General features: G+C 69.5%; 31 protein-coding genes and 2 tRNA genes. 10 read left to right on the plus strand and 23 right to left on the minus strand.

The annotated features are described in order from the left end of the window. Positions 1-363 (minus strand): hypothetical protein (locus tag VF106_RS31205; RefSeq protein ID WP_330843476.1); only part of this gene is annotated, 363 nt, incomplete at its 3' end. A gap of 130 nt (positions 364-493) precedes the next feature. On the opposite strand from VF106_RS31205, the gene VF106_RS31210 reads away from it, so the two are divergent. Continuing rightward, the gene (locus VF106_RS31210) at positions 494-835 is read left to right on the plus strand and encodes a hypothetical protein (RefSeq protein WP_330843477.1); all 342 of its coding nucleotides are present in this window, start codon (positions 494-496) and stop codon (positions 833-835) included. A 134-nt stretch (positions 836-969) separates the two neighbouring features. Continuing rightward, positions 970-1,908, plus strand: a complete 939-nt coding sequence (locus tag VF106_RS31215; RefSeq protein ID WP_330843478.1) for an alpha/beta hydrolase — start codon at positions 970-972, stop codon at positions 1,906-1,908. 10 nt (positions 1,909-1,918) lie between these two features. Here VF106_RS31215 and VF106_RS31220 read toward each other — a convergent pair whose 3' ends face one another. The 7 genes from VF106_RS31220 to VF106_RS31250 form a co-directional block, all read right to left on the minus strand. After that, positions 1,919-2,701, minus strand: a complete 783-nt coding sequence (locus tag VF106_RS31220) for an MHYT domain-containing protein (RefSeq protein WP_330843479.1) — start codon at positions 2,699-2,701, stop codon at positions 1,919-1,921. A gap of 11 nt (positions 2,702-2,712) precedes the next feature. Next, on the minus strand, positions 2,713-3,297 hold the full coding sequence (locus tag VF106_RS31225; RefSeq protein WP_330843480.1) for a GTP-binding protein: 585 nt from the start codon (positions 3,295-3,297) through the stop codon (positions 2,713-2,715). Continuing rightward, complete coding sequence (locus VF106_RS31230; protein WP_330843481.1) at positions 3,275-3,649, minus strand: DUF742 domain-containing protein; 375 nt, start codon at positions 3,647-3,649, stop codon at positions 3,275-3,277. The genes VF106_RS31225 and VF106_RS31230 overlap by 23 nt, the downstream gene beginning before the upstream one ends. A 10-nt stretch (positions 3,650-3,659) precedes the next feature. Continuing rightward, a complete protein-coding gene (locus VF106_RS31235; protein ID WP_330843482.1) occupies positions 3,660-4,079 on the minus strand; it encodes a roadblock/LC7 domain-containing protein in 420 nt (139 codons plus the stop codon). 17 nt (positions 4,080-4,096) lie between these two features. After that, positions 4,097-6,376, minus strand: a complete 2,280-nt coding sequence (locus VF106_RS31240) for a sensor histidine kinase (protein ID WP_330843483.1) — start codon at positions 6,374-6,376, stop codon at positions 4,097-4,099. A 413-nt stretch (positions 6,377-6,789) separates the two neighbouring features. After that, positions 6,790-7,290, minus strand: coding sequence for a hemerythrin domain-containing protein (locus VF106_RS31245; protein ID WP_330843484.1), 501 nt, complete (start codon positions 7,288-7,290; stop codon positions 6,790-6,792). 58 nt (positions 7,291-7,348) lie between these two features. Continuing rightward, the gene (locus VF106_RS31250; RefSeq protein ID WP_330843485.1) at positions 7,349-8,485 is read right to left on the minus strand and encodes a cytochrome P450; all 1,137 of its coding nucleotides are present in this window, start codon (positions 8,483-8,485) and stop codon (positions 7,349-7,351) included. A gap of 64 nt (positions 8,486-8,549) precedes the next feature. Between VF106_RS31250 and VF106_RS31255 the strand changes: the two genes are divergently transcribed. Next, a complete protein-coding gene (locus VF106_RS31255; protein ID WP_330843486.1) occupies positions 8,550-9,620 on the plus strand; it encodes a TetR/AcrR family transcriptional regulator in 1,071 nt (356 codons plus the stop codon). A 15-nt stretch (positions 9,621-9,635) separates the two neighbouring features. On the opposite strand, the gene VF106_RS31260 is transcribed toward VF106_RS31255, so the two are convergent. From VF106_RS31260 to VF106_RS31280, 5 genes are all read right to left on the minus strand, one after another. Further along, entirely contained in the window at positions 9,636-10,220 is a 585-nt protein-coding gene (locus VF106_RS31260; RefSeq protein WP_330843487.1) for a GTP-binding protein, read from the minus strand. Beyond that, a complete protein-coding gene (locus tag VF106_RS31265) occupies positions 10,201-10,572 on the minus strand; it encodes a DUF742 domain-containing protein (RefSeq protein WP_330843488.1) in 372 nt (123 codons plus the stop codon). Before VF106_RS31265 ends, VF106_RS31260 begins: the two co-directional genes overlap by 20 nt. Continuing rightward, entirely contained in the window at positions 10,569-10,982 is a 414-nt protein-coding gene (locus VF106_RS31270) for a roadblock/LC7 domain-containing protein (protein WP_330843489.1), read from the minus strand. The genes VF106_RS31265 and VF106_RS31270 overlap by 4 nt, the downstream gene beginning before the upstream one ends. Continuing rightward, entirely contained in the window at positions 10,960-13,542 is a 2,583-nt protein-coding gene (locus tag VF106_RS31275; protein ID WP_330843490.1) for a sensor histidine kinase, read from the minus strand. Before VF106_RS31275 ends, VF106_RS31270 begins: the two co-directional genes overlap by 23 nt. 326 nt (positions 13,543-13,868) lie before the next feature. Then, positions 13,869-14,378: a hypothetical protein gene (locus tag VF106_RS31280; protein ID WP_330843491.1), complete on the minus strand. Its 510-nt coding sequence runs from the start codon at positions 14,376-14,378 to the stop codon at positions 13,869-13,871. Between the two features lie 333 nt (positions 14,379-14,711). Here VF106_RS31280 and VF106_RS31285 point away from each other — a divergent pair. From VF106_RS31285 to VF106_RS31300, 4 genes are all read left to right on the plus strand, one after another. Then, positions 14,712-14,785: transfer RNA gene (locus VF106_RS31285), tRNA-Arg, on the plus strand. Positions 14,786-14,804: 19 nt separating this feature from the next. Beyond that, a complete protein-coding gene (locus VF106_RS31290; RefSeq protein ID WP_330843492.1) occupies positions 14,805-15,344 on the plus strand; it encodes an HAD domain-containing protein in 540 nt (179 codons plus the stop codon). Positions 15,345-15,432: 88 nt separating this feature from the next. Beyond that, a tRNA-Glu gene (locus VF106_RS31295) sits at positions 15,433-15,507 on the plus strand. A gap of 33 nt (positions 15,508-15,540) precedes the next feature. After that, positions 15,541-16,302 carry an alpha/beta fold hydrolase gene (locus VF106_RS31300; RefSeq protein ID WP_330843493.1) on the plus strand — a complete coding sequence of 254 codons (762 nt, stop codon included), beginning with the start codon at positions 15,541-15,543 and terminating at the stop codon, positions 16,300-16,302. Here VF106_RS31300 and VF106_RS31305 read toward each other — a convergent pair. The 9 genes from VF106_RS31305 to VF106_RS31345 are packed head-to-tail and all read right to left on the minus strand — an operon-like array spanning position 16,259 to position 22,663. Continuing rightward, entirely contained in the window at positions 16,259-16,837 is a 579-nt protein-coding gene (locus VF106_RS31305; protein ID WP_330843494.1) for a hypothetical protein, read from the minus strand. The genes VF106_RS31300 and VF106_RS31305 overlap by 44 nt on opposite strands. Before the next feature lie 6 nt (positions 16,838-16,843). Beyond that, the gene (locus tag VF106_RS31310) at positions 16,844-17,596 is read right to left on the minus strand and encodes an ESX secretion-associated protein EspG (RefSeq protein ID WP_330843495.1); all 753 of its coding nucleotides are present in this window, start codon (positions 17,594-17,596) and stop codon (positions 16,844-16,846) included. Beyond that, positions 17,589-18,668 (minus strand): PPE domain-containing protein, encoded by a 1,080-nt coding sequence (locus tag VF106_RS31315; protein WP_330843496.1) that lies wholly within the window; start codon positions 18,666-18,668, stop codon positions 17,589-17,591. The genes VF106_RS31310 and VF106_RS31315 overlap by 8 nt, the downstream gene beginning before the upstream one ends. Then, positions 18,665-19,102 (minus strand): hypothetical protein, encoded by a 438-nt coding sequence (locus tag VF106_RS31320; protein WP_330843497.1) that lies wholly within the window; start codon positions 19,100-19,102, stop codon positions 18,665-18,667. The genes VF106_RS31315 and VF106_RS31320 overlap by 4 nt, the downstream gene beginning before the upstream one ends. A 47-nt stretch (positions 19,103-19,149) precedes the next feature. Further along, a complete protein-coding gene (locus VF106_RS31325; RefSeq protein ID WP_330843498.1) occupies positions 19,150-19,824 on the minus strand; it encodes a dienelactone hydrolase family protein in 675 nt (224 codons plus the stop codon). 60 nt (positions 19,825-19,884) lie between these two features. Next, positions 19,885-20,640, minus strand: coding sequence for a sulfite exporter TauE/SafE family protein (locus tag VF106_RS31330; protein ID WP_330843499.1), 756 nt, complete (start codon positions 20,638-20,640; stop codon positions 19,885-19,887). Further along, positions 20,637-21,002, minus strand: a complete 366-nt coding sequence (locus VF106_RS31335) for a VOC family protein (protein WP_330843500.1) — start codon at positions 21,000-21,002, stop codon at positions 20,637-20,639. The genes VF106_RS31330 and VF106_RS31335 overlap by 4 nt, the downstream gene beginning before the upstream one ends. 51 nt (positions 21,003-21,053) lie before the next feature. Further along, complete coding sequence (locus VF106_RS31340) at positions 21,054-21,935, minus strand: spore coat protein (RefSeq protein ID WP_330843501.1); 882 nt, start codon at positions 21,933-21,935, stop codon at positions 21,054-21,056. After that, on the minus strand, positions 21,935-22,663 hold the full coding sequence (locus VF106_RS31345) for a cytidylyltransferase domain-containing protein (protein WP_330843502.1): 729 nt from the start codon (positions 22,661-22,663) through the stop codon (positions 21,935-21,937). The genes VF106_RS31340 and VF106_RS31345 overlap by 1 nt, the downstream gene beginning before the upstream one ends. Positions 22,664-22,704: 41 nt before the next feature. On the opposite strand from VF106_RS31345, the gene pseB reads away from it, so the two are divergent. Genes pseB through VF106_RS31360 form a run of 3 tightly spaced genes read left to right on the plus strand, consistent with a single transcriptional unit; the run spans position 22,705 to position 25,503 of the window. Continuing rightward, complete coding sequence (pseB, locus tag VF106_RS31350) at positions 22,705-23,688, plus strand: UDP-N-acetylglucosamine 4,6-dehydratase (inverting) (RefSeq protein ID WP_330843503.1); 984 nt, start codon at positions 22,705-22,707, stop codon at positions 23,686-23,688. Next, positions 23,681-24,817 carry a DegT/DnrJ/EryC1/StrS family aminotransferase gene (locus tag VF106_RS31355; protein ID WP_330843504.1) on the plus strand — a complete coding sequence of 379 codons (1,137 nt, stop codon included), beginning with the start codon at positions 23,681-23,683 and terminating at the stop codon, positions 24,815-24,817. Before pseB ends, VF106_RS31355 begins: the two co-directional genes overlap by 8 nt. Further along, positions 24,817-25,503: a phosphotransferase enzyme family protein gene (locus VF106_RS31360; protein WP_330843505.1), complete on the plus strand. Its 687-nt coding sequence runs from the start codon at positions 24,817-24,819 to the stop codon at positions 25,501-25,503. The genes VF106_RS31355 and VF106_RS31360 overlap by 1 nt, the downstream gene beginning before the upstream one ends. A 123-nt stretch (positions 25,504-25,626) precedes the next feature. Here VF106_RS31360 and pseI read toward each other — a convergent pair whose 3' ends face one another. Continuing rightward, complete coding sequence (pseI, locus tag VF106_RS31365) at positions 25,627-26,676, minus strand: pseudaminic acid synthase (RefSeq protein ID WP_330843506.1); 1,050 nt, start codon at positions 26,674-26,676, stop codon at positions 25,627-25,629. Positions 26,677-26,705: the final 29 nt, after the last annotated feature.

Genomic DNA, 26,705 nt, shown 5'->3' on the forward strand with positions numbered 1-26,705 from the left:
CGGCTCGGGCACCGGCACCGGCACCGGCACGGGCTCCGGCTCGGGCTCGGGCTCGGGCACCGGCTCCGGCACCGGCTCCGGCTCCGGCTCCGGCACCGGCTCCGGCTCCGGCTCCGGCACCGGCTCCAGCCCAGACCCCAACGGTTCGGGCTCAGGCACCGGCACCGGCACCGGCACGGGCTCCGGCTCGGGCACCGGCTCCGGGTCCGGCTCGGGCTCGGGCTCGGGCTCGGGCTCGGGCAGCAGCCCAGACCCCAACGGCACTGGTTCAGGCTCCGGTTCAGGCACCGGCACCGGGTCCGGGTCCGGGTCCGGGTCCGGGTCCGGGTCCGGCAGCAGCCCAGACCCCAACGGCTCAGGCAACCAGAACCCTCCGGGACAGAACCAAGGTCCGGGCAACAACGGCCCGGACCCCAACAACCCCGGTGGCAACCAGGGCAATACGCCAGACCCCAATGCGACCGGGCCGAACCAACCACACAAGCCTTGGGAGGTGTACGACCCGCAGACGGGGAAGTACAACAACCCGTGGACCCCGGAGGGTTACCAGAACCACGCGCAGTTCACGCAGTCGCTCGACCAGCTCAGCCATGTACCGCAGGAGAAGGTCTCGGACATCGCGCACAAGCTGCTTGGGCCCAAGGGCGGCGACATGTTCATGAACACGCTGCAGACCCTGAAGGATCTGCGGGATCCCGGCTACTTCGTCAAGGTCGGTGGCGTCGAGGTTCCCGTTGGCTGGATCGGTGCGACGATGACCGAAGTCATGAAGGAAGCAGTGAAGGTCGACGACAACAAGGAAGACGCCAGGGAGGACGCTGGCGTCGAGGGCTGACGCGGGTCCCGGAAATGAGGTTGACCGGTCCACGCGGCCGGTCATAGCCTTCGACCCGCGCTGTAGAGCTGCGTACCGACGCAGTAGCTGTCACCGACAGCCGGAATTGTGAGCGCTCATCCGAAAGGTTTACCGTGCGCGCCTTTTCCGCGGCGGTGATCGCTGCCGTCCTCGCACTCCTCCTCGCACCGTCCACTGTGGCCGAACCAGCTTCGTGTCGCGGCCAATTTCTGTCCGTCGACCGGTATCCGGGCGATCCCGTGCCGCACCGCGTCTTCGGCGAGTTCTGCCGGCCGGCCCGCATGGGTCCCGACACGCCCGTCCAACTGCTCCTGCACGGTGCGACCTACGACCACACCTACTGGAACGCCTACGCCCGGCTGGCCGCGGCACGCGGGTTCGCGACGTTCAACCTCGACCGTCTCGGGTACGGCCGCAGTGACCACCCGGACCCGATGACACTCGACCTGCCGGCCGCCGGCTACGTCGCGCACCAGGTTGTGGAACGCCTGCGCGGCGGCACGTTCGGCCCTCGGTTCACGAGGGTCGTGCTGAACGCCCACTCGCTCGGCGGGCTGGTCGCCTACGACGCGGCGCGGTACGGCGGCGTTACCGCCATGGTCATCAGCGGCATGCCGGCCGGTCTGCCGAACATCCGCGCGAACGCGCCCTTCCCACCGTTCTACCCGGCCGAGCAGGACCCGAAGTTCGCCGGTCGCGGCTGGGCGACCGGATACCTGACCACCATGCCCGGCACTCGCGTCGAGACCTTCCTCTATCCCGATACGTACGGGCCGGCGGTCCCGTATCTGGAGGAGGCCAGAAAGGACACCGTGCCGGAGCCGGAACTGCTGGCCATCGGCACGTCACCGACGCCGGTCGACGTGCCAACGCTGTCGGTACTGGGCCGACACGACATGTTCTACTGTGGACAGACGGCCGACTGCACGACCGCACCCGCCGGGCAACTGGTGGACGCGGTCATCCCGGACACCGGCCACTCGATCAACATGAGCGACGGCGCGCCCGCGTTCTACACGCTCACCTTCCGCTGGCTTGCCGGGAACAGCTGACCGACTCGGACTACCGGACCGCCGCCGTGTCGAGGGGGCGGTCCAGTGGTTCGTCCGGCGTGATGTCGTCGTCCTTCTGGGTCGTCAGGATCGCGACGATGGGGAGTGCGAGCGCGGCGGCCGAGAGGATGAACACCGGGAACAGGAAGCTGAACACCTCGACGCCGGCCGGGTCGGGGGCGTTCGCGTCCAGGTTCACATCGACCGCGGCCATGCCTACGAAATGCATGCCCACCACGGCGACGCCCATCACCAGGCCCGCCATCAACCGCTGCGGCAGGCCGTCCGTTCGCACCGTGAACCACAGGGCGGCCGTCGCGGCGCCCACGGCGATGATGATCGACAGTACGACCAGGAACGGGTTGTAGCTGAGGTCGCCCTTGACGTTCACGGCCCACATGCCCGTGTAGTGCATGAGGTTCACCGCGAGGCCCGTCACGGCGCCCGCGACGATCAGCCGCCATGTCGCGGACTTCTGCCGCACACCGAACACCACGAGCCCGACGAACACCGCCGTGATCGCGAGCACCGCCGACAGTGCCGTGCGTGCGATGTCGAAGCGGATGGGCTGTCCCGGGGTGGAGAAGCCGAGTATCGCGATGAAGTGCATCAACCAGATGCCGATGCCGCCGATCGAGAGTGCGGCGAGCGCGAGCCAGCCGAGGCGGACGTTCGGTGTCACACCGCGGGCCTGGGCCTGGTGCGCACACGTGAGGCCGATCGTGGCGCCGACAACGGACGTCGCGTACGACAGGAACAGCAGCCACACGCCCATGTCGAAGTGGTGAACCATTTCCTGGCCTTTCAGCCCGCGCGGGCATCCAAAGCGGACAGTGAGTACTCGCTGGCGGCGATCAGCACCTGCTTCGCCGACTGTGTCGACCGGGCGTCACAGGGGATGATCCGGACGTGGTCGCCGAGCACGAGTGCCTCACGGACCTGGTCGGGGGTGAACCGGCGGGCGCCGTCGAACTCGTTGATCGCCACGAGGAAGGGCATGCGGCGGGACTCGAAGTAGTCGACCGCGGAGAAGCCGTCGGCCAGGCGTTCCGGGTCGACCAGCACGATCGCGGCGATGGCGCCCTGGACGATGTCGTCCCACATGAACCAGAAGCGGTGCTGGCCCGGGGTGCCGAACACGTACAGGACGAGGTCCTCGGCGAGCGTGAGCCGGCCGAAATCCATGGCCACCGTGGTCTTGAGCTTGTCGGGGATCCGCGCCAACTCGTCGACACCCACGCTCGCACTGGTCATCAGCGCCTCGGTGCGCAGCGGCGTGATCTCGGACATCGAGCCGACGAACGTCGTCTTGCCCACCCCGAAACCGCCGGCCACCACGATCTTCGCGGACGTGATCCGCTTGCGCCTACTTGGTTGCCCGTAGTCCACTGAGGACCCTCTCGATCAGCTCGCGTTTCTCCGCGTCGTCCGCGTCGTGTGCGAGGGTGGCCTCGACGTTCACCAGCCCTTCGGCGACGAGGTCCGCGACGAGCACCTTCGCGACGCCGAGTGGCACCGCGAGGTACGCGCCGATCTCGGCGATGGACCGCGGTTGGAAGCACAGCTGCGTGACCGTCCACAGTGCACTGGTCAGGCGTGGTGTCAGGTCCCGACCGGACCGCGTGGTCAAGACCCGAGCCTCGATCGCGAGGTCGACACTTGGCTGTGTGCGGCCGTCGGTCCACGAGTACGGGCGTGCCAACGCCGGTGGCGGCGCCCCGGGGTCATGGACGTCACTCAAGTTTCGGCCCTCAGCCCTGTTCTGATGCTCCGCCGCGGACCGGGGTGTCGACCATGCGGCCGACGCGATCGACAAGCAACGTCATCTCGTAGCCGACGAGACCGATGTCGCACCCCGCCGCGGCGATCACCGCGAGATGGGAGCCGTCGCCGACACTCATCAAGAGCAGGAACCCGTGTTCCATCTCGATCACCGACTGGACCACCCGGCCAGCCGTGAACAGGTCTGCGGCGCCGACCGTGAGGCTGGTCAAGCCTGCTGTCAGTGCGGACATCTGGTCCGCGCGATCTCGTGGGAGGGCATCGCTGGCAGCGACCAGCAACCCGTCGGCGGAAACCAGCACCGCGTGCGCCACGCCAGGAACTTCCTTGGTGAACGCGGAAACCAGCCAGCCCAACGACGGTTCGGTCGCCGTCGTGCCTTCAGTCATCGTCTCAGTCACTCCCTCTAGCTGTTCCCGCCTGGCCCGGGCTGCTCACGGGCCCGGCGAGCCGCGAGCACGCCGTCGTAGTGCCGTGAGAGGTTGTTCCGGATCGACTCTGGATCGCGGAAACCCGTATCTGGGGCGGTCTGCTGACGCTCCGCCGGCACGGCTCCCGCGCCGGGCGAGCGGATCGGCAGGCCAGCCGCGGTGGTCGCGGCGGGTCGAGGGGCGGCGGGGGCCTGGCTCAGGGGCCGCACCGCCGGGGTGGCAGGGGTCATCCAGCTGCTGCCGTGCTGGTTCCCGTTGCCGTTGCTGCTACTGCCGTTCCCGTTGTCGTTGGTGTCCGAGTACGTCTCCTCGACGAACCAGCTGGAGGTCTTGGGCTGGTCCTCGAGTTGCGGGGCCGGCCACAGCGGCATGGGCTCGGCGCTGGTGGCCGCGGCCACCAGCTCACGCCGGCCGGCCGCCACGGTGACCATGCTCTCCGGGGTCGTCCCCGCGATCACCAGCGCGCCGGGCAGGTGGATGCTGGCCGTGATGCCGGCCCGCGACGCCCGCTCGAACGTGGGGCGCAGGCGCACGGTCACCCCGTGCCGGGCGGCGAGTCGGCTGACCACGAACAGACCCATGCGCCGGGTGGTCTCCGGGTCGACCGAGTCAACGGCGGCGAGTCGCCGGTTGGCTGCCTCGATGTCGTCGGGCGCCATGCCGAGCCCGGCGTCGACCACCTCGAACAGCAGACCGCCGTCGGCGCCGCGGTCCGCGGACAGCACGACCTTCTGGTCCGGTGGCGAGTAGCGGGTCGCGTTCTCCAGCAGCTCGGAGAGGATGTGCACGACGTCGGCGGCGGCGATCGCGCGGACCGAGCCGCTCGGCGCGTGCGCGAGCGTGATCCGGCGGTACTCGTCGATCTCGGAGGTGGCGGCACGCAACAGTTCGACGACGGTGACCGGCGACGTGTCGCGGCGGGCAGGCGAGCCACCGGCGAGCACCTGGAGGTTCTCGCCGTTGCGGCGCAGGCGGGTCGCGAGGTGGTCGAGCCGGAACAGGCCGGACAGGCGGCGCGGGTCCTGCTCGTCGGCCTCGAGGGTCTCGATGACCTCCAGCTGCGACTCGACGAGCGTCTGGCTGCGGCGGGACAGCGTCATGAACATCTCGCTGACCTGCCGGCGCAGCTCGGCCTGCTCGGCGGCGAGCTTGATCGCCTGCTCGTGCATGTCGTCGAACGCCCGGGCGAGCTGGCCGATCTCCTCGGTGGTCCTCACCGGCACGGACTGCGCGGAGCTCCAGCTGATCGGCTCGCCGGCACGCACGCGCTCGACCGTTCTCGGCAGCTGGTGGCGGGCGGCGGTGAGCGCGGCCTGGCGCAGGCGACGCACCGGCGACAGCAGCGACCTGGCGACGACGAGTGCGACCGCGAGCGCGGTCAACAGCGCGGCGATCACGATCGCGGTGTCCCGCAACGCGTCGGAGCGGGCGTCGCTGGTGCGCTCATCCACCGTGGTGCCAAGGAAGTTGACGAGCTGGGTGGACAGGTCGCGGATGCGGGTCGCCGCGGTCTGCACGTTCGGCAGCAGGGAGGTCAGGTCAACAGAACCGGGTTCGATGACGGCCTGCTGCAGCGTGGCCCGCCGGCCCGACGCGGTCTCGGTGGCGGCGGCGAACTCGGTGGACGTCCAGTCGGGCAACGCGACCCGCAGTTGCTCGCCGAGCACCCGCTCCTCGGCGGCGGACTGCTGCGCGCCGGAGGCGATGGCACGGGGCGGTGGCGTCGGCTCACCGGCGAACCGGATGAGTGCCTCCTCGGCGGCCAGCGCCGAGCGAAGGAGCAGCAGCGAACGGACCGAAGTGGACAGTTCGTCGAGGTCGTCGCTCTGGGCCACCTCGACGACGCCGGGCACCAGCTGGGTGAGGCCGTTGACGACCTCCTGGTAGGCGGCGAGGTCGGTGACCGGGTCGCCGACGTCGTTGCTGGTCTGCACGCGGACCGCGGCGAGACGGCCCAGGGAGTCGCTCAGCGTGCGGTCGACCGCGGAGGGCAGGCGCGCGAAGTCCACCGCGCCGCGCACCTTGAGCACCTGCGCGTCGACGGCCGCGCGTTGCGCCCGCAGCCGTGGCCGCTGGTCCCGGTCGTTAATCACGGCCGTGACCATCTCGTCGACCACGAGGTCGGCGAGCTTCAGCGACTCGCCGAGCACCACCATCTGGTCCCGGATCGTGCTGAGGCGGTTGGCCTCGTCAAGCCGTGACTCGACTCGGATGGCACCGAGCACGAGCGCGATGACGGCCGGCAACAGGAGCACGGCCGCGACCTTGGTTCGCAGGCTCCAGTTGTCGACGCGCCATTTGGTGGAAACCCGCTTTACTGGCTCCGGGGCCCCGCTGCCCATCTGACATTCCGCCTAACTCGAGCTGTGCTCAGCGCACGAAAAAGATGGAGTCGCCGCCTGCATCGGCGTCACGAATTGCCTTTGTTCCCGACCTGGGTGCCGCGTTTGAGGAGACAATCGGAACCAACGGGCTGTGTCAAGACGTCAGCCGGAAGTTAGCTGATCATGACCGTTATGTCCGATTTATCCGATTCGTCGATTGCTCCGTTCGTGTGACACACGCGTCCAAAAATGCAAATTGCAGCATTGTCCTTGCGTGAGTGTCTTTGCGAAGCAGACGAACGGCGGGTGGCCAAAAATCCGACCACCCGCCGTACTGAATCGCGTCAGGACATCACCGCGTCAACAGCCTTCTTGATGGCGCTCGGCTGCGACGGCTTGCGGGGCGCCTTCTTCTTCAGTTCGAGCATCCGCGCGCCCAGTTCCTGCAGCTGCTTGCGACCGAGGCCAGCGCGGACCTTCGGGAACCAGTCCTGCTCCTCCTCGTCCATGTGGTGGGTGACGTTCTCGATGAGCACCGTGGTCTTGGCGTCGAAACGCTCGCTGTCCGGGCTCATCGCGGCCAGCTCCACGCACAGGACGTCGGCCACGTGGTGTTCCTCGTACGACTCGAGAACGTGGTCGGCCAGGTCGGGCATGAGTTTTCGCACCTCGGGGTACATGCACTCGTTCTCGATGTAGGTGTGCACGGTCAGCGCTTCGAGGATGCGTTCGACAATCTTTCCCTTGGTCCTCGCGGGTTTCTCGCTCGCTTGCTCGAACTCGCGGAAGAGCTTGCGGATCTCCTTGTGGTCTTCCTTCAGCAGGACGATCCCGTCGGTCGACATGGCGTGTGCCCCTTTCGACGAAAACCCCGGGACACCGAGATACCCACGGAACCGGGCCTCACACCACGCGTACCGGCAACGCCGTCAGACGCCAGGTCGCCGGGTCCGGGGCACGGAGTTCCGCTGGGTTCACGGTCAGTGTGAGGTCCCTGGCGAGCAGTGCCGAGAGCGCTACCTCCGTCTGCACGCGGGCATGTGCGGCGCCGAGGCAGAAGTGCGGGCCGTGGCCGAAGCCGAGCTGTGTCGCCGCCCCGCGTCGGAGGTCGAACCGCGACGGGTCGGGGAACGCCCTCGGGTCGCGGTTGACCGCGGCGATCGCGATCGTGACCGGTTCGTCGGTCGAGACGGGCACCCCGAACAGGTCCACGTCCTCGGTGGCGTAACGCGGGACGGTCAACAGCTGCGGGCCGCACCACCGCATCAGCTCGTCCACCGCGCCCGGCAGCAGCGCCGGGTCCGCCCGCAGCTCCGCCAGCACGTCCGGTCGAGTCCACAGTTCCGCCACCGCGTTCGCGATCAGGTTGACCGGAGTTTGGCCCGCCAGCACGAGCTGCCACACCAACGTCACCAACTCCGTGTCGGTGAGACGGTCCTCGGCGCGGATCAGATCCGCCAGCGCACCCATGGGCGGACGGGCGGCGATCGCCGCCTTCGCACCCTCGATGATCCCCGGCACGGCCTCGCCGAGTCGCGCGACGTCGAAGGCGGCGACGATCGCGCCCCACTCCACCCAGTCGGCACGGTCGGCCGCCGGGATGCCGACCAGCTCGCAGATCACGTGCATCGGCAAGGGCTTCGCGAAGTCCCGCAGCAGGTCCGGCTCGGCGGGCATGGCGTCCAGAAGCTTCTCGACGAGTGGTTCGACGGCGGGGCGGAACTCCTGCGCTCGCCGTGCGGTGAACGCGGGTGCCGCGAGCCGGCGCAGCCGCAGATGATCTGGACCGTCCATTTCGGACATCGTGTGCAGGTACCGCTGGTACTCCGCCGGCGCGCCGGGAATGCCGAGGAAGCTCGTCGGCCGGATGACGAAGCGCGGGTCGGTCAGCATCGCGCGCGCGTCCTCGTGCCGGGTCAGCGCCAACATCGGCATGCCGGGGATGTTCAGCCGTATCACCGGGGCGGCCTCTCGCGCCCGGTCGTAGGCGGTGAACGGATCGCGGATGACCTCGGGGTCGGTGAGGTCCAGCTCGTACATGTCGCCTCCATATGTTCAGATCATATGATCTCATCATCTGGATGGTGACGATATCTTGTCAAACATGACGCGGCTCAGCAGGGCGGAGATGCAGGAGCGCAACCGGGCGCGGGTGCTGGCCGCCGCACGGGACGAGTTCGCCGAGCAGGGCTTCCGGGACACCAAGATCGACCTCATCGCCGAGCGGGCCGAGCTCACCCGCGGCGCGGTCTACTCGAACTTCCCCGGCAAACGGGCGCTCTACTTCGCGGTACTGGCCGACCTCGCCGAGCACGCACCGCCAGTGCCACACATCGAACCGGGGCGAACCACCGGCGACGCGCTCGCGGCCCTCGCCCGCACGTGGCTCGGCCGGATGCCGCCGAGCGAGGAGCGCTGGCTCGGCATGGACCTGATGCCCGAGGTCCTCTCCGACGAGCTGACCCGCCGGCCGTACGCGCAGCTGATGATGCTCGACGCGGTGCTCCTCGGCCTCTCGCTGGAGAGGCTGCGCCAGGAGGGGCGGATGGTCAAGGTCGCGGAGACCGTGCTGACCACGCTCCACGGGGCGAGCCAGCTGGCGGCCGCCGCGCCGGGGTTCGGCGACCAGTTCAACGTGGCCAAGGCCTGCGAGCAGCTCGCCTACCTCGACGTGCCGGACGAATGGCTGGAGCTGCCGTTCACGGCGCAGGTCCGCGCGGTGAACGAGCCGTGGGCACCGCCGGCCGGGTGGGACTCCGTGCGGAACGAGGAGGTCTCACCCGTCGAGGACGGCGTGGTCGCCGTGCTCGGGCTGCATCGGGCCTCGGCCGTCGAGTACGCGGTCCGTGCCGCGCCGGACACCACGGTGACGGCCGTGCTGGTGTCGGGGACACCGGCCGAGCTGATTCCCCTCGCGCGGCTCGCGATCACCGAGCTCACCGGGTGCCTGCGACAGGCGTTTCCGGAGTTCACCTGGCCCCGCCTGCGCGTGCTGTGCGACGGCACGGGCGCTCTGGCCCGGGCCGCCGGTGTGTCAGCGGTGAGCGACGCGACCGAGGTGGCGATCCGGGTGTCCGACGGGAAGATCGTGGCCCGCGCCGAAGGCTACGGCGCCTGCCACGTGGTCACGAAAACGCAACTCGCAGGGGCCGAACGCGAGACTCGCGGGGGCTGAAAGCGAGACTCGCGGCTAGATGGCTGTGCCGGCCAGGCGGGCTTCCGCCATCGCGTGTTGGAGCAGCATGATCAGGACCTGCTTCGTGGACTCGCGTTCGCGGGCGTCGCACAGCAGGATCGGGACGTGGCCGTCCAGGTCGAGGGCGCCGCGGACCTCTTCCGTGCCGTAGCGGTAGGCGCTGTCGAAGCAGTTCACGCCGATCACGAACGGCAGCCCACGCTTCTCGAAGAAGTCCACCGCGCCGAAGCAGCTGTCCAGCCTGCGCGTGTCGGCCAGCACGACCGCGCCGATCGCGCCTCGGGCCAGCTCGTCCCACATGAACCAGAACCGGTTCTGGCCGGGGGTGCCGAACAAGTACAGGATCAGCTGCGGGTTGATCGTGATGCGGCCGAAGTCCAGCGCGACGGTCGTCGTGTGCTTCTGCTCGACACCGGTCAGGTCGTCGACGCCGGAGGACGCCTCGGTGATCAGCTCTTCGGTGCGCAGCGGCGGGATCTCGCTCACCGAGCCGACCATCGTTGTCTTGCCGACGCCGAACCCGCCGGCGATCACGATCTTGGTCGCGCTGGCGGGGCGGTCAGAGTTTTCGTATGCCATCGAGAACCGCCTGGAGAACATGTTGGCTTGGGCGCTCGTTCGCCGACGAGACGGGCGAGCGGAAGATGATGAGCCGCTGGTTGATAAGGTCCGAGAGGAGCACCTTGACCACCTGCAGCGGCAGGTCGACCTTCGCGGCGACCTCCACCACCGATATCGGGAACTGGCACGCGGACAGAATCCGCTCGTACTCCGGCTCCACGTCGATGTCGACGGCCGAGTGCATCGCGACGACGAGCGTGATCAGGTCGAGTCCGAGGGTGTCCGACCGGGTACGACCGCCAGTCATCGCATAGGGCCGGACCAGCGACCCTTCGGCGTCGTCGAACCACTCCTCGTCTTCGGCGGTCATGGCACCGGACGCTCCAGGAACTCACGCGGCTTGGCGGTGAGCACCGCGCCGACCCGTTTGACCATCATGTTCATCTCGTAGGCGATCATGCCGATGTCGGCGTTCTCGTCGGTGAGCAACGCGAGGCAGGCGCCGTGGCCCGCCGCGGTCACGAACAGGAAGGCGTGGTCCATCTCGACCAGCGTCTGCCGGACCTGCCCGCCCCCGAAGTGCCGGCCGGTGCCCCGAGCGAGGCTCTGGAACGCGGAAGCCACCGCGGAGAGGTGCTCCGCGTCGCCGGCGGACAGGTTGCTCGACCGTCCGATCAGCAGGCCGTCCGCGGAGAGCACCACGGCACGGTCCGCGCCGGCGACTCGCTTGACCAGCTCGTCGAGCAACCAGTCGAGCTCATTCACTGCGGTGTTGGCCATTACGCCCGCTCCCCACACTGTCGTCGAACTTCACTGTCTCGTCGGACGCCTGTGCGTGTCGACCCCTACGGGTTCCCGACTGGAACGCGGCCAACCGGCTGCGTGCCTGCTCGGGGCTGTCCTCCCGATTGACCTCCGGGCTGTCGGACGACTGGGGCCACGTGGGCGCCGGGTCCTCCCGCAACTGCGGTGCCAGGTTCTGCTGGCGGCGGCGTTGCGGCAGCGCCGGACGGCCCGGCGCCTGGGCGAACTGCGGCGCCTGCGGCGGCTGCTGTGCCGACGGTTGCCGGGTGTCGGCGCTCGGCGGCGCCGGTGCGGCGAGGTCCGGACCGCCGGCCTGGACCGGCTCGGCGGAACGCTCCGGGGCGCGCGGCGGCGCAGGCGTGCGCTTCGGCAGCTCCGGGGGCTGCTCGCCCGAGCGCTGCTGCGGCTCCACCTGGCGCGGCGGCTCGGTCGAGCGCGGCGGCTCCTTCGGCTGCTGGGGCGGGCGGCGTACCGGTTGGCTCGGCTCGTGCTCGGCGTCCACCGGTCGCTGCGGGCGGAACAGGTCCTCACCGGGACGCGGCTCCACGACCGGCAGCGGCGGCAGGTCGGGCAGGCTGACCGCGCCGGGGATCGACAGCTTGATCGCGCTGCGGGGCCCTGGCGCGCCGTTGCCGTTGCCGTTGACCCGCTCGACAGGCTGTTCGGGCGTGTCCTGCTTGCTGTCCGGGGCGCTCAGGTCGTCGGTGTCCGGGCCGAGCAGCTCGTTGCGGACCAGCACGATCGCCCTGGTGCCACCGTAGGCCGACTCCCGCAGCGTGACGCCGATGCCGTGGCGGGCCGCGAGGCGGGCGACCACGAACAGCCCGAGCCGGGGCTCGGTGGACAGCGCCATGATGCCGAAGTCCGGTGGATTGACGAGCATGTTGTTGAGATCGTCGATGCGGTCCGCTTCGATACCGAGTCCCTGGTCCTCGATCTCCAGGACCACGCCACGGCCGACGACGTTGCCGCGGACCTCGACCCGGGAACCGGGCGGGGAGAACGTCGCGGCGTTGTCGATCAGCTCGGCGAGCAGGTGCACGAGGTCGCCGACCACCGGGCCGATGACCTTGCGAGGCGGCAGCTTGGCCGCCTTGACCCGCGCGAAGTCCTCGGTCTCCGCCGCCGAGCCACGCACGACCTCGGCGAGGCTCACCGGGTTGCGCCAGCGCCGGCCGGGCTGCCCGCCACCGAGAATGATCAGGTTCTCGGCGTTGCGTCGCTGACGGGTGGTCAGGTGGTCGAGCTGGAACAGCAGCTCCAGCTGCTCCGGGTCCTCCTGCTTGCGCTCCGCCTCGTCCAGCGTCTTGAGCTGGCGGTGCACGATCACCTGGCTGCGGTGCGCGATGTTGAGGAACACCTTGTTGGTGCCCTCGCGGGTCTTCGCCTCCTGGACGGCGGACGTGACGGCGGTCTGCTGCGCCTTGTTGAACGCGATCGCGACCTCGCCGATCTCGTCGCCGCCGTAGTCGCCCAGCTGGGCCTCGTCGACATTCACGTCCGCGCCGGTCCGCACCCGCTCGACGAGCGAGGGCAGGCGCTTCTCCGCGAGTTCCAGCGTTTCGGTGCGCAGCCGGACCAGGCGTTCGATGAGCCGGCGGGACAGCCGCAGCGCGAACACGAACACGAAGCTCACGAGGGCGAGCACGACGATGCCACCGATGATCGACTCGATCAGCGTGCCGTCGACCTTCGACAGGGCCAGCGCATTGGTTCTGTCGTTCTGGATGCTGAGCATGCCCATCAGCGTCTTGCTGACGTCCGACGAGGCGCCACGCCAGAGGTCCTCGCTGATGGGGAGCTCGCTGTCGCCGCGGACCAGCGTCTCCTCGACCGAGTTGAGCCGCAGCCAGGCCGGGCTGCCGGTCAGCTTGCGGTACATGGCCTGCACGGCCGGGTCGGTGAGCGGGATGGTCTCCGCGAGCTGCAGGTGGTAGGCGGCGACCTGGCCCTGGTAGACGGTGAAGTCCGCGTTGGTGAGACCACCACCGACCAGCGCCGCCGCGGCGAGCGCGTCGGAGCGGTGCATCAGGTCGATGCTGCCGAGGAGCGGCGAGAGGACCATCTGGCGGTACGCGATCTCGGCGTCGGGCGCGGACTGCGCGAGCCCCTTCGCGCCGGCGACGAACTGGTCGATGATCCCGTTGTAGAGGCTGGCCGCTTCCGAGATCGCCACCTGGCCGCCGTCAACTCTGGCGCGCATCTCCGGCAGTTGCCGCATCAGGGCGCCGAACTCGCTGACCGCCTTCTTGACCTGGTCCGGGGCTATCTCGGCCAGCTCACCGAGGGAGGAGGTCGCCTTGCCCGTGACGGCGTCGGTGATCTGCCGCTGCTTGATGAGGTCGGACGTGTACGTGCCGTAGCTCGCGAGCCTCCGCAGCGTCAGGCGCCGCTCCTCCTGGAGCGAGACGATCAAAGGCAAAGCCTGATCCTGCGCCGTACTCGCCGTTTGGTAGTAATTCCTGGTCTTCGCAGCGTCGAAGATCAGGTATCCTGCGCCGAGCACGCCGGCGATCAAGAATACGAGACTCGGCACCAGCGCCAGGGTGAGCACTCGCGTACGAATGGACAGAGCCCGGCGCCGCCGGATGGGCGTGATCTTCACCGCGGTCCGCTTTCCTTCCGGCGTTACCACTGGTCATACGTTCAGGGCGCCGCACTTGCCGTCCCGGACCCGCCGGGAACGGTAAACATTTGGACTCGACGAGTCAAATGGCGGACACGTTAGATCCTTCCGGCATGTAAGCGACACCGGGAAAACTGGTAACCCGACTTATCCGGATCGTCTAGGATTTATTCATCCAAACGGGTGATTTCGTGGCAGTACGCAGTCGCCCGATCACTCAGCGGATTGGTCTGGACCTATCTGAATATTGGACGCCACGTCAGTTCGGGAGTTCCGCGACGCCGGTCACACACCGCCGGCTGGAAACTCTCCGTGAACGCGTAGGCACCCTCCGCGTCGCACGGCTCCCCGATACGCACGAACTGGTTCGGCGGCGCGTCATCGGTCGGCACCGTGGGCTGCGTCACGACAGGCGGCGGCGTGACCGTCATCTCGGCGGACTGGGTGTGGACGGGCGGCACGACGAACGCCGGCGTCGAACTGGTCGGACCATTGGGGACGCCACTCGTCCCGATCTGCGGCACATGGGGCGCCCGGGCAGCGGGCTCGTCTTTCCCGGATGTGGTGAGGAGCACGACCGTCGCGACGAGCGCGAGGGCGACGGCGACCGTGGCCGCCTTCAGGAGGACCATCGTGGAGTCGGCGTCCGGACTCTCGTCCTCGGGGGACTCGACCTGCTCCTCGTCGGTGGGCTCGGCCGGCGCCAACGGGCCGCCCTTCGGCTCCTCGAAAGCTAGCCGCGGCATGGTGATCCGTCCCCGTGTGTTCGCGGTTTGGTCGCGCCCAGGGTAACGGTTCCGTCAACTGACGGGGGATAAATGTCGTTGACGCCATCCGGTTAATGCGACAACATTGTCCTCACACGTTTTCTCGAGGAGTAGTCATGACGGGCATTGAGCGACGACCGGAGCAGGGCCGCACTGGCCGCCCACTGCCGGTACCGTGCCCGCGTGAGCTGCGGGAACGCCCGCCAGGCTCCCGAGATGTGACCTACGCGTAGGCACGTCGAGGAGCCGCCCTTCCCGGAATTCCGGTGGGCGGCTCTGTTATTTCCCGCGCGTTTTTCTGGTTGTTTTCCTGCCCCTGTAGCTCAGGTGGAAAGAGTGCGCCGCTACGAACGGCGAGGTCGCAGGTTCAAGTCCTGCCAGGGGTGCTCGACGGAAGGAGGTGTGATGACACGTGGCCTGCTGCTACTCGACGTGGACGGCCCACTGAACCCGTACGCGGCGAACCGCTACCGACGCCCACCCGGCTACCTGACGTACCGCCGCACGGCGACGGGCTGGCACAGCGGCCGCGACGCGCGCCGGTACAAGGGCCTGCGGGTGTGGCTGAACCCCAGCCACGGCGCGCAGTTGCTGGCACTGGCGGCCATGACGTCGCTGGAACTGGTGTGGGCGACGACGTGGCAGCACGAGGCGAACGAACGGATCGCCCCGGCGGTCGGCCTACCGGCCCTGCCGGTGATCGAGTTCCCGGGCTACACCCTGACCACCGGCTGGGACGACGCGTGGAAATGGCCGGCGGTCGCGGCGTACGCGAAGGACCGCCCACTGGCCTGGCTGGACGACGAACACGAGCGTTCCGGCGCGGCCGAGTTCGCACGGCAGCGAGCCGGCACACCGACGCTGCTGTGCCACGTCGACCCGAGGCAGGGGCTCGGGTCGGCACACCTGGCGCAGGTGCGCCGATGGGCCGGTTCGCTGGCCTGACGGATGCGAGGGAGACGGCAACCCACCTGACTTGGGATCAGGAGACACCGCGTTCGACTCGCGGGCATCCGACTGTTGTTTCACCGAAGGCGCGTTGGTCCAGCGGCATGGACACTGGCCTCTCAAGCCAGAGACACGGGTTCGATCCCCGTACGCGTCACCAGCACTGGCACAGGGGTGGGCTAGGTTCGGTCGAATGGGGACGGTCACCTCGGCGGACGGCACGGTCATCGGGTTCGAGACGGTTGGCGATGGGCCGCCCATGGTGTTGGTGCATGGCGGCACGGCCGACCGCACGCGTTGGGCGCCGGTGCTGCCGGAGTTGGCTCGCCAGTTCACCGTGCATGCCGTCGACCGGCGGGGGCGTGGGCTGTCCGGGGACGGCGAGCAGTACGACATCCAGCGCGAGGGTGAGGGCCTCGCCGCGGTGGTGGCGGCCGTGGGGACGGATGTGTTCGTGGTTGGGCACTCCTACGGCGCCCTGTGCTCGCTGGAGGCGGCGCTACGCACAGACGCCATCGGGCGGATGGTTCTCTACGAGCCGCCGGCCGCCACGCCGGGGCACAGTGTCAGCTCGCCGGGCATGATGGCCGCGCTTCGCGCCGCTCGGGACAGCGAGGAGATCCTGCGGATCTTCTACCGCGACGCGCTCCACCTGACCGACGAACAGATCGACGCCATGAGTGGCACGCCGATGTGGCGGGCTCGGCTGGTCGCGGCGCCGACGATCGTGCGGGAGTTGGCGGCCATCGAGGCGTTCGACATCTCGGCGCGGCTGTCCGCGATCGACGTGCCGGTCCGGCTACTGCTGGGCACCGAGAGCCCGGCGTACTTCCGGCCCGCCGCGGCGGCCATCGCGGCGCACCTGCCGGACGCGGCGATCGTCGAGCTGCCCGGTCAGGCGCACATGGCGATCAACGAGGATCCGGAGCTGTTTCTCGCGAAGGCTCTTGCCTGATGAGCAGCAGGCCGACCGCCACCGACGCGTAGAGGGCCACGCCGGACCCGACGCCGGCCACGAGGTTCACCGTGCCGAGTGCGGCGCCGGTGGCGGCCAGTGCGAAACCGATCAGGCCGAGGATCGTCTGCACGATGCCGAGCCAGCGATGCAGCGGGATCCGCCACGCCGCGGCCAGTGCGATGAAGTGGACACCCACGACCAGCGCGATCCACGGCACCGCGAACTCGGGCCGGCCGAACACGCCGTTGATCAGCGCGAGGCCGCCGAACAGGGCCAGGCCCTCGATGCCGACGATGTTCCAGTAGCGACGGCCGATGAAGCCGCCGGACGGGACCTCGCGTTCGGCCACACCCTTGCGGGCCACCAGGACAAGGCCGGCCAGCAGGACGGCCGCGACCACCGCGCCGGCCACCCGCACCACCAGTGGCCAGCTGCCGGGTAGCTCACCGCTGTTGACCTCGATGAACACCAACCCGAACACGACACCGACAAGTGAGCCGGCGACGACGCCGGCTCTCGCGTGGTTCTGCATGATCCCTCAACTGACGTCGGCGAGCATCTCCTCGGCCATGGACGTCAGACGAGACGTGTCGGCGGGAGTTACGGTGATCCACTCACCGTTGCGGCGCAGAGCATAGCGACCGTCCGGAGTGTCCACCCAGTTCACGACGCTGTACGTCCGGATCCGGCCAGTGGCACCCAGTTGGCCACCACCGTTTCTCGTGGTCAGGGCCTGGGTGAGAGTGCTCACGTCCGCCATCCGCAGGCCAGCCGACTGCAGCGTGCGGGCGAAGCCGGACACGCCGTCGTACTCGCCTTCGGCGCATGCGTCCTCGTAGTCCGCCGCGTTCACGTTCACCGGGCGGCCAGGGGCTGCCGGCAGCGGGGTCAGTGAGCCGAGCAGGGACGCCGCCAGCGCGGTAGCGCGGATCGTGCCCAGCCGCACCTCGTCGCCGACCCTCGCGGCGAGTGCGGCACCCGACGGGCCGGCACCAGCGAACGCGAACATCGGGTCACCTGTCCCGTAGACGCGCATGTCGAGCGACGACGTGCACGTGCCCAGCGCGCGGAGCATGCCGGCCAGGTCGCGCGCCGGGGCGGTGACCGTGCCGAGGTCGCGGGCGGCCAGCGCCTCGGATGTCTCCTCGACCAGTTCGGCGCGGCGGGCCGGGGTGCGGCCCACGTGCAGCAGGTCAAGCACCTCGGGGGTCTCGCCCAGCTCCATGGTCGACCACAGGAGGTGGAACTCGACCGCACTCAGCTGGATCCAGCCGGAGCCGGGGTCACGCACGGCGGTTGACCTCCCCGATCACCGGCGGCATGAGCTTGTCATCGTCCAGGCCCCAGATGTCGTCGTCACCCTCCAGGTACTTCTTGCCCGGGCGTTCGGTGTCCTCACCGCCCTGGCCCACGGGGGCGCCACCCATGGGCACCCCGCTCATGCCGCTACTCGCACCCGGCCTGCCCGGGGTGGTGGAGGAGGCGGCCGCCGCGGCGGGGCGTGCCGGCGGCGGCTCGGCCGTGCCCATGCCGCCGCCGGGAGCCAGCGCTGCCGGCGGGGCCGGCATGGCCCGCACACCGCCTCCGGCGGAAGGACCCGCCGCGGGAGCGCCACCCGTGGGGGGCAGCGGTCCCCTGGTCTGCGGGGCGGCAGCCACCAGGGCTTGTTGCGGCACCGTCTGCGGCGGCACTGGCTGCTCGGGAGGCTGCGGCGCGACGAACGTCTTGCGGAGGTTCGGCGGCGCGAACCGCGGGACGGTCGCGTAGACGTCCCGCGTGTTCGTCTGGAACGTCTCCATCGTGCGGGCGGCCTGCTGGTGCAGTGCCCGCTCCTGAGACGTGAACGTCGCCGGGTCGGCCACCACGGACCTGGCCGTCTCGAAGTCGCCGCTGGTGAACGCGGTCGCCTGGGAAGGTACGGACGCGGTGCCCACCGGGTACGGCGGGGTCGGCATGTTGTTGCGGGCCGCGGTCGCGTTGTCGACCTGGACGGTGATGCAACCGGACACCTCGGTCGCGCGGACGCCCGTCTCCCGGGACCAGTCCGCCAGCGCGGACACGCTCTCCTGCGCCAGCTCTGCGGAGTCGCCCTGCCACGCCTGGGCGGTCGCCGCCATCAGCCGGGCCAGTTCGTCGCCGATGTCGGCCAACTCGTCACCAAGCCGTGCCCACTTGGCGGACACGGACATCGCGCCGGTCAGGTCCAGGCCGGTGTGGATCATCGAGTACAGCTCGGGATGCGAGTAGGTCATCCAGTCGACCTGCTCGTCCAACGAGTCCGGCTCCGGTTCCGGCACTGGCGGTCTCGGCGGCCGGGGCCACGTCGTCGGGAGGCAGCCACCCATGGTCAGCTCCCTGGTCATGGGCCCTCCTCGAGCTGGACGCCGAACCGGCCGATGGCGCGCCGCAGGTCCGCCTCGGCCTGCTCGTCGGTGGTCTCGTAGACGCCCGCCGCGAAGCGGACCGTGGCCTCCAGGTCGTCGAGGACCTGGTGGAACGTGGTCAACACCGGCGTGACCGCACCCCGGCGGCCCACCGCCACCTCCCGCAGCCGCCGCGACATGATCTCCCCGACCCAGTTGTCACCGAACTTCAGCGGTGTGTCGAGGTCGGCGCAGTCGCGGACGAGGTCGGCGGCCCGCAGGCGCAGCGTGGCCAGCTGCTTGAGGATGGCGTTCGCGGCGTCCAGGTCGATGCTGAGCGTGCCGGCGAGAGCGTGCTCCTTGGCCTTCACCACCTGCCCGGCGACGGGTGCGAGCGCCCCCGCGGCGGATCCGCCGAACGACGGCTTGGTCATGCGCCACCCCCTGACAAAACAACGTCAGGTGTAACAGTAACGAATGATCAGCGCAGATGGGCGTCGAACCAGTTGAGTACGCGCTGCCAGGACTCCATGCCGGTGTCGGGGTAGATGTCGAACCGGTGGTCGGCCGCCGGGTAGAGCACGACGTCGTTGGCCGTCTCCGACCGCTTCGCCGCCTCCCGGAGCACCGCGACCTCGTCCGCCACCTTGTCGCCGTACAGGCCGAGCCACGGGCAGCGCAGCTCGGAGGCCATGTCCACCAGCGCGGGAAGCCCGGGGGACGCCTGCTGCAGGATGCCGCCCACCGAGACCGCGGCGCCGATGCCCCGGCTCGCGGCGACGACCAGCGACACCGCGCCGCCGAGCTCGAACCCGATGACACCGATCCGGTCCGCCTCGATGCCGTGCTGCGCGAGCCAGCCGAACGCGATGTCGGTGTGCGCGAGCACGGAGTCACCCGACAGCGCGCTGGCCCGGTCCCGCGCGGTGGCCGCGTCGGTCTCCGTGGAGTCGCCGTCGTAGATGTGCGGGGCGACGGTGAGCCATCCCTCGTCCGCCAACCCCGACACCAGCGCGCGCATGGTCTGGGTGATCCCGCGTTCCTCGTGCAGGACCACGACGCCGCCTCTGACAACGCCGTGCGGTTGCGCGAAGGTCATGCGGAGCGCACGACCGTCAGCCAGCTGAACGGTTTCGGTGCGGGTGGTTGCAGACATCTCCATACCCAACCACGCCGAGGTGAACGGCAGTCAACGAAATCCGACCGTTCGGAGTAATCACGAGACGACGAGCTGAATGATCGCTACCGTGCCGACCACCACAATGGCCACACGTAGCCAGAACGGCCGAAGCCGCCGCCCGATTCGGGCACCGATCATGCCGCCCACGATCCCGCCGCCCGCCAGCAGGCCGACGACGAGCCAGTCCACGTTGGCGGCGAAAACGAAGACCAGACCGGACACCAGGTTCGCGAGCGCGGTGAAGACGTTCTTGACCGCGTTGAGCCGCTGCAGCGTCTCGTCCATGAGAATCCCCATGAGCGCGATGAGAATCACACCCTGGGCTGCGCCGAAGTAGCCGCCGTACACGGCGGTCGCGAACACACCGAGCAGCAACGGAATCCCGCCGTGCGGGTGCCGGTCGGGGTTGCGGGCGGCCAGTTTCCGCGCGATGACCGGTTGCAGCAGCACGAGCACGAGCGCCACGACGATGAGCACCGGCACGACCGCCTCGAACGCGTCAGCTGGCAACGCGAGCAGCAGCAACGCACCGACGATCGCGCCGAACACGGTGACCGTGCCGAACCGGACCAGGCGTTTGCCCTGTCCCTTCAGCTCACGGCGGTAGCCGATGGCGCCGGTGACCGAACCGGGCACGAGCCCGAGGCTGTTGGAGACGTTCGCCACGACCGGTGGCAGGCCGACACCGAGCAGAACGGGGAACGTGATGAGCGTCCCGGAGCCGACGACGGTGTTGATGCCGCCGGCCAGCACGCCGGCGACCACCACGATCGTGATCTCGAGCGTGGTCACCGCGGGGCGAAGACGCAGAACTCGTTGCCCTCGGGGTCGACGAGCACGTCCCAGTCGATCTCGGCGTCCTTGCGGCGCACCACGGTCGCGCCGAGCGCCACGAGCTCGTCGACGTTCCCGAACACATCGATGTGCAGCCGGTTCTTGACGATCTTCTTCTCCGGCACGGCGTTGACCCAGATCAGCGGGCCCGCGCCGGCGGGGTCGACGATGGGCACGGGCCATTCGGTCGGCCGCACCCAACCGTCCTCTGGCGGGTCGTGGACATCCCGGCGGACGTAGCCCATCGCGGCACACCACCAGTCGGCGAGTGCCTGATGGTCTCCGGCGTCGAGACAGATGTCCTTGAACCGTGCTGGCATGGACGAATCGTCCCATGTAGCGATCATCAGCACCGGTCGCCGAGCAATACGTCACATGGTGGCCTCGACCGCATCGAGGACGCGGTCCGCCCCCTTGCCGTCCACTGTGGCCATTGCCTTCTCGCCCAGTGCCGCTCTGGCGGCCGGGTCCCGCAGCAGAGTGCGCAGCGTCTCGACGTGCTCACGCGGGTCGGTGCCGAGCCCCGCCGCCACGCCGCGGGTCAGTGCCGCCTCGTAGCCCGCCTTCTGGTTGTCCGCGATCCGTACGAGCGCCGCCGGCACACCGATGCAGCACAGCTCCAGCAAGGTCACCCCCGCCGCGCTGACCACCAGGTCCGCCGAGGCGAACAGTGACGGCAGCTCGGGCGTCGGCGGGCGCACCTCGACGCCCGGCACGGGTACCGACGAGATGGCCACCACGTCCGCAGGCACGCCCGTCTCCCGTACCGCGGTCACCGCGGCCGCGACCGCCGAGGGCGCCGCGCCGCCACCCATCACGATCACGACCTTCGGTGGCGTCGAGCCGGCGCTCCGGTGTGCGCGGGCCGTACGGATCTCGGTACGCAGCGGCGCGTAGGCCGGGCCACGCAGCACCACCGGCGAGCCGTCGTCCGGCCGCGGCACCTCGTACAGGTTCGCGTCCACCACGATGTCCGCCCGCCGCCGCCCGAACGTCGCGTCCTCCATGGACACGACGAGCGACGGCAGCGACACGGCGTCGAGTCCGTAGTGGTCGACCAGCACCACGTCGGCCGGCTGGAGATCCGGCACGACCGGCAGGTCACCGATGAGCCACCGACCGGCCGTGAACGTGCCGCACAACACGACGTCCCAGCCCCGGGTCCGCGCGGCGGTGGCGAACGCGACACACCGGGACAGGTGCCCGACACCCATGGTCGGCGAAGCGTCGGCCCGTAACAGCAAGGAAGCCATCAGTGAGTCTTCTGCACGACGGAGGCGTTCAACGCCACCAGGTCGGGCCGGGACCGCAGGACCTCGACCACGTCCGTCCATGCCGGCACGCCGTCCCCGAGTGCGGCCACCAGCTCGTCCAGCAGGCGGGCGTCCTCCGGGGTGTCGAGCGTCACGCGGAGGTCCGAATTGTCCATTCCGGACAGAACGCCCACGAGCCGGTAGGCCTCCGGTCGCGTGTGGATGTTCGACGTCACGTGCTCGCGGTGCGAGCCCGTCGCCAGGTGGTCCTGCGCCTCCAGCACGTCGCGGCGCACCAGCTCGGTGTCGAACCCACGCGGGTACCGGCGGACGACCACATTGGACACGTAGTCGAGCGTCGGGTCGGCCCGCCACACGCCCACCACCTGCGCGATGAGCGCTGGGTCGTGGAGCGGGCAGTCGGCCGTGAGCCGCACCACCGCGTCACACGGATGTGTACGCACCGCGAGCAGATAGCGGGCGAGCACGTCGTCCAGCGGTCCCCTGACGACCTCCGCGCCGCAGCGGAGGGCCTCCTCGGCGACCGGGTCGTCATCGGGTGAATCGGACGTCGCCAGGATCACCCCGTCCACGTCGTGCGTGCGCGTGGCGGCCCGGATCACCCAGCTCAGCACGCTTCTCCCACCGAGGGGCCTGAGCACCTTGCCGGGCAGCCGGGTGGAGGACAACCGTGCCTGGATGACCGCGTTGACTTGCACAAATGTCATGATGGCGCACTGGCGACCCACCAGACCGCGGAGGTAAGACCATGGCGCTACTCGAGGGGGCCAGCATCCTGCTCACCGGCGGTACGGGGTCCTTCGGCAAGGCGTTCATCACCTACGCCCTGGAGCACCTCAACCCGCGCCGGCTCGTCCTGCTCTCCCGCGACGAGCTGAAGCAGTACGAGGCCCGCCAGCTGTTCGGCGACGACCACCGCCTGCGCTGGTTCATCGGCGACGTGCGGGACCGGCGCCGGCTGGAACGCGCCATGCACGACATCGACTACGTCGTGCACGCGGCGGCGCTCAAGCAGGTCGACACCGCCGAGTACAACCCGTTCGAGTTCGTGCAGACGAACGTGTCCGGCTCCCAGAACGTGATCGAGGCGGCCATCGACTGCGGCGTCAAGAAGGTCGTGGCACTATCCACGGACAAGGCGTCGAGCCCAATCAACCTGTACGGCGCGACGAAGCTGTGCGCGGACCGCCTGTTCATCGCGGGCAACCACTACGCGGCCGGCCACGTGACACGGTTCGCCGTGGTGCGCTACGGCAACGTGATGGGCTCGCGCGGCAGCGTGATCCCGTTGTTCCGGTCACTGGCCGAACGCGGCGAGTCCCTGCCGATCACCGACCTGCGCATGACCCGCTTCTGGATCACGCTGCCGCAGGCGGTGGAGTTCGTGGTCAGCTCCTTCGACCAGATGCACGGCGGCGAGTTGTACGTGCCACGCATCCCCAGCATGCGGATCGTCGACCTCGCGCGGGCGATCGCCCCGAACAACCAGATGAAGGAGGTCGGCATCCGGCCGGGCGAGAAGCTGCACGAGGAGATGATCGCCCCGGACGACTCGCGCCGGACGCTCCTCATGGACGACCGGTACGTCGTGATGCCGCACATCGCGGGCTGGGGCTACGAGCCGCCGGCCGGTGGCAAGCCGGTGGCGGACGGTTTCGCGTTCCGCTCGGACACCAACGACCTGTGGCTGACCGACGAGGACCTGCGAACTCTGGTGGCGCAGTATGGGTGAGTTCCTTCCCTATGGCCGGCAGTCGGTATCCGAAGAGGACATCGAGGCTGTCGCCGCGGTGTTGCGTGGTGACTGGCTGACCACGGGCCCGGCCGTGCGACAGTTCGAAGAGGACCTGTGCGCACTGACCGGTGGCGTGCCGACGGTGTCGGTGACGTCCGGCACCGCGGCCCTGCACGTCGCCTACGCCGCGGCGGGCATCGGCCCGGGCGACGAGGTCGTGTGCGCCCCGATGACGTTCGTCGCGACGGCCGCGACCGCGGCACTGCGGGGCGCGAAGATCGTGTTCGCGGACGTGTCCCCGGAGACCGGCAACCTGCTGCCCGGGGCGGTCGAGGCCGCGATGACCAAGAACACCCGCGTGGTGTCCGCTGTGGACTTCGCGGGGCACCCCGCACCACACGACGAGCTGGTCAAGGTCGCGCACGACGGCGCCGCGCTGCTGCTGGCGGACGCGGCACACTCGATCGGTGGCACGTGGCAGGGCCGCCCGGTCGGTTCGCTGGCGGACATCACGACGTTCTCGTTCTTCCCCACCAAGAACCTGACGACGGCCGAGGGCGGCGCGGTCGCCTCCCCCAACCCGGACCTCGCACGCAGGGCGGCACAGTTCCGCAACCACGGCCTGGTCCGCGAACCGTCCCGCCAGCGTTTCGCCGACGAGGGCGGCTGGCACCAGGAGGTCCACGAGTTCGGACTGAACTACCGGCTGCCGGATGTGTTGTGCGCCTTGGGTTCCAGCCAGCTGCGCCGGCTGCCGGCGTTCAAGGCGCGCCGGGCCGAGATCCACGCGAGGTACACGGCCGGTTTGTCCGATGTGGACGGCGTGTGCACGCCGGTGTCGCTGCCCGGCGCCGATCCCATGTGGCACCTGTACGCGCTGCGGGTGCTCGACGGCCGCCGGCGCGCGCTGTACGAACACTTACGTGCCAACGGAATCGGCGTGCAGGTGAACTACGTCCCGGTCTACTGGCACCCGGTGTTCGCCGACCTCGGCTACCAGCGCGGCCTGTGCCAGAACGCGGAGCAGTTCTACGCCGAGGAACTGTCGCTGCCGCTGTACCCGGACCTGACGGACGCCGAGGTCGACCGGGTGATCGACCTGGTGCGAGGGTTATTCTCAGCCTGATGGACCTGTCGATGTGGGGGTCGCCGCCAGTGGCCGGGCGGCTGGGGGGCGGCCACCGCAACGAGGTCTACCGCGTCGGCGACGACTGGGTCGCCCGGCGCTCCCGTCGGCCGCTCGCGTCGCTGGAGTGGGAGCTGGACCTGCTCGATCATCTGTCCGGCTGCGGATTCGTGGTCCCCGAGGTGGTCCCGGCGCGGGACGGCCGCCGCCACGTGGACGGTGTGGTCGTCCAGAGGTGGCTCCCTGGCCGCGAACCGTCGGGCGACGACTGGCCCCTGGTGGTCGCGGAGCTACACCGTCTGCACGAGCTGATGACCGGCTGGCCACCACGCCCGGACTTCCCCGGCACGCGGGAGTTGCTGACGATCGACCAGGGCGGCGACGTGGACCTGACGGCCATGCCGGTGGACGCCGTACGCGCGTGCCGTGCGGCCTGGCGGGCACTGCCCCCCGAACAGACCGTCATCCACGGCGACCCGTGTGCGGCCAACATCCGGCTGTCCGGCGACCGCGTCGGCTTCCTCGACTGGGACGAAGCACGAGTCGACCACCCGTGGCTGGACCTGGCGGACATCCCGGGCATCGACTTGCCCCCGGCGGCCACCACGGCCACCGACGCGTGGGAAGCCGCCAACGCCTGGCTACTGGAGCCGGACTACGCCCGCGGACGACTCGCCCAGCTGTAGCTGTCCACATGGCGCTGTCCACATGGCGCTGTCCACGTGTCGCTATCTACACGGCGCTATCTACACGGCGCTGTCCACGTGTCTGTGGACAACCCTGTGGATAACCGGTCCGACTGTGGATAACTAGATGATTTCCCAGGTCAGGGGCGTCCCCTTGGTGGCTTTCACCCGGAACCGGCGGCCCAGGACTGTGGACAACTCGCCCGGCGGCAAGCCGCCCGCCGGGCGGATGGACCGGACGTTCTCCGGTGTCACGGGGTCGCCCTCCGCGACATCGGCAACCACGTAGAGCGATCGCCGAACCCGCAGCACCTCCTGCTCACTGTCCTTGGGCCCGATGCGTGGCCGCCCCAGCGCCTGCCAGGCACGCTCGGTCTCGGTGACGAGGGCGGTCAGCTCGGCGGGCTCCAGGGAGAAGTCACTGTCCACCCCGCCGTCGGCACGGGCCAGGGTGACGTGCTTCTCGATGGCACAGGCCCCGAGCGCGACGGCGGCCACGGGCACGCCGATCCCCATGGTGTGGTCGGAGAGGCCCGGGACGACGTCGAACGTGTCGGCGATAAGTGGGATCCCCCGCAGGTTGCTGTCGGCCGGCGAGGCCGGGTAGGAGGCTGTGCACCCGAGCACGACGAGCTGGTCGTTGCCCGCCGCCCGCGCGGTGGCGACCGCGTTGTGGATCTCGGCCACGCTGGCCGCGCCGGTGGAGATGATCAGCGGCTTGCCGGTCCGCGCGCACAGCTCGATCAGCGGGAGGTCCACGATCTCCGCGGACGCGATCTTGTAGGCCGGCGCGTCGAGGCCTTCGAGCAGGTCGACTGCCGTGGGGTCGAACGGGCTGGAGAAGACGGTCAGCCCCAGCGACGCCGCCCGCTCGAAGATGGGCGCGTGCCACTCCCAGGGCGTGTGCGCCTTCTCGTAGAGGGAGTAGAGGGTCTCCCCGCCCCACAGAGAGTGATCGGCCGAGATTCGGAAAGAGGGCTTATCAACATCAATTGTGATGGTGTCCGCACGGTACGTTTGCAGCTTGAGTGCCTGCGCCCCGGATGCGGCCACGGCGTCGACGATCGCGAGGGCACGCTCGAGCGACCCGTTGTGGTTCCCGGACATCTCGGCGATGACGAACGGCCGGTGGCCGGCGCCAACAGTGTGCTTGCCGATACGAACCTCACGCATGCGGGCAACGTACCCCCGCACGGGAAGCA

This window comes from Actinophytocola sp., assembly GCF_036378875.1.
Taxonomy (GTDB): domain Bacteria; phylum Actinomycetota; class Actinomycetes; order Mycobacteriales; family Pseudonocardiaceae; genus Actinophytocola.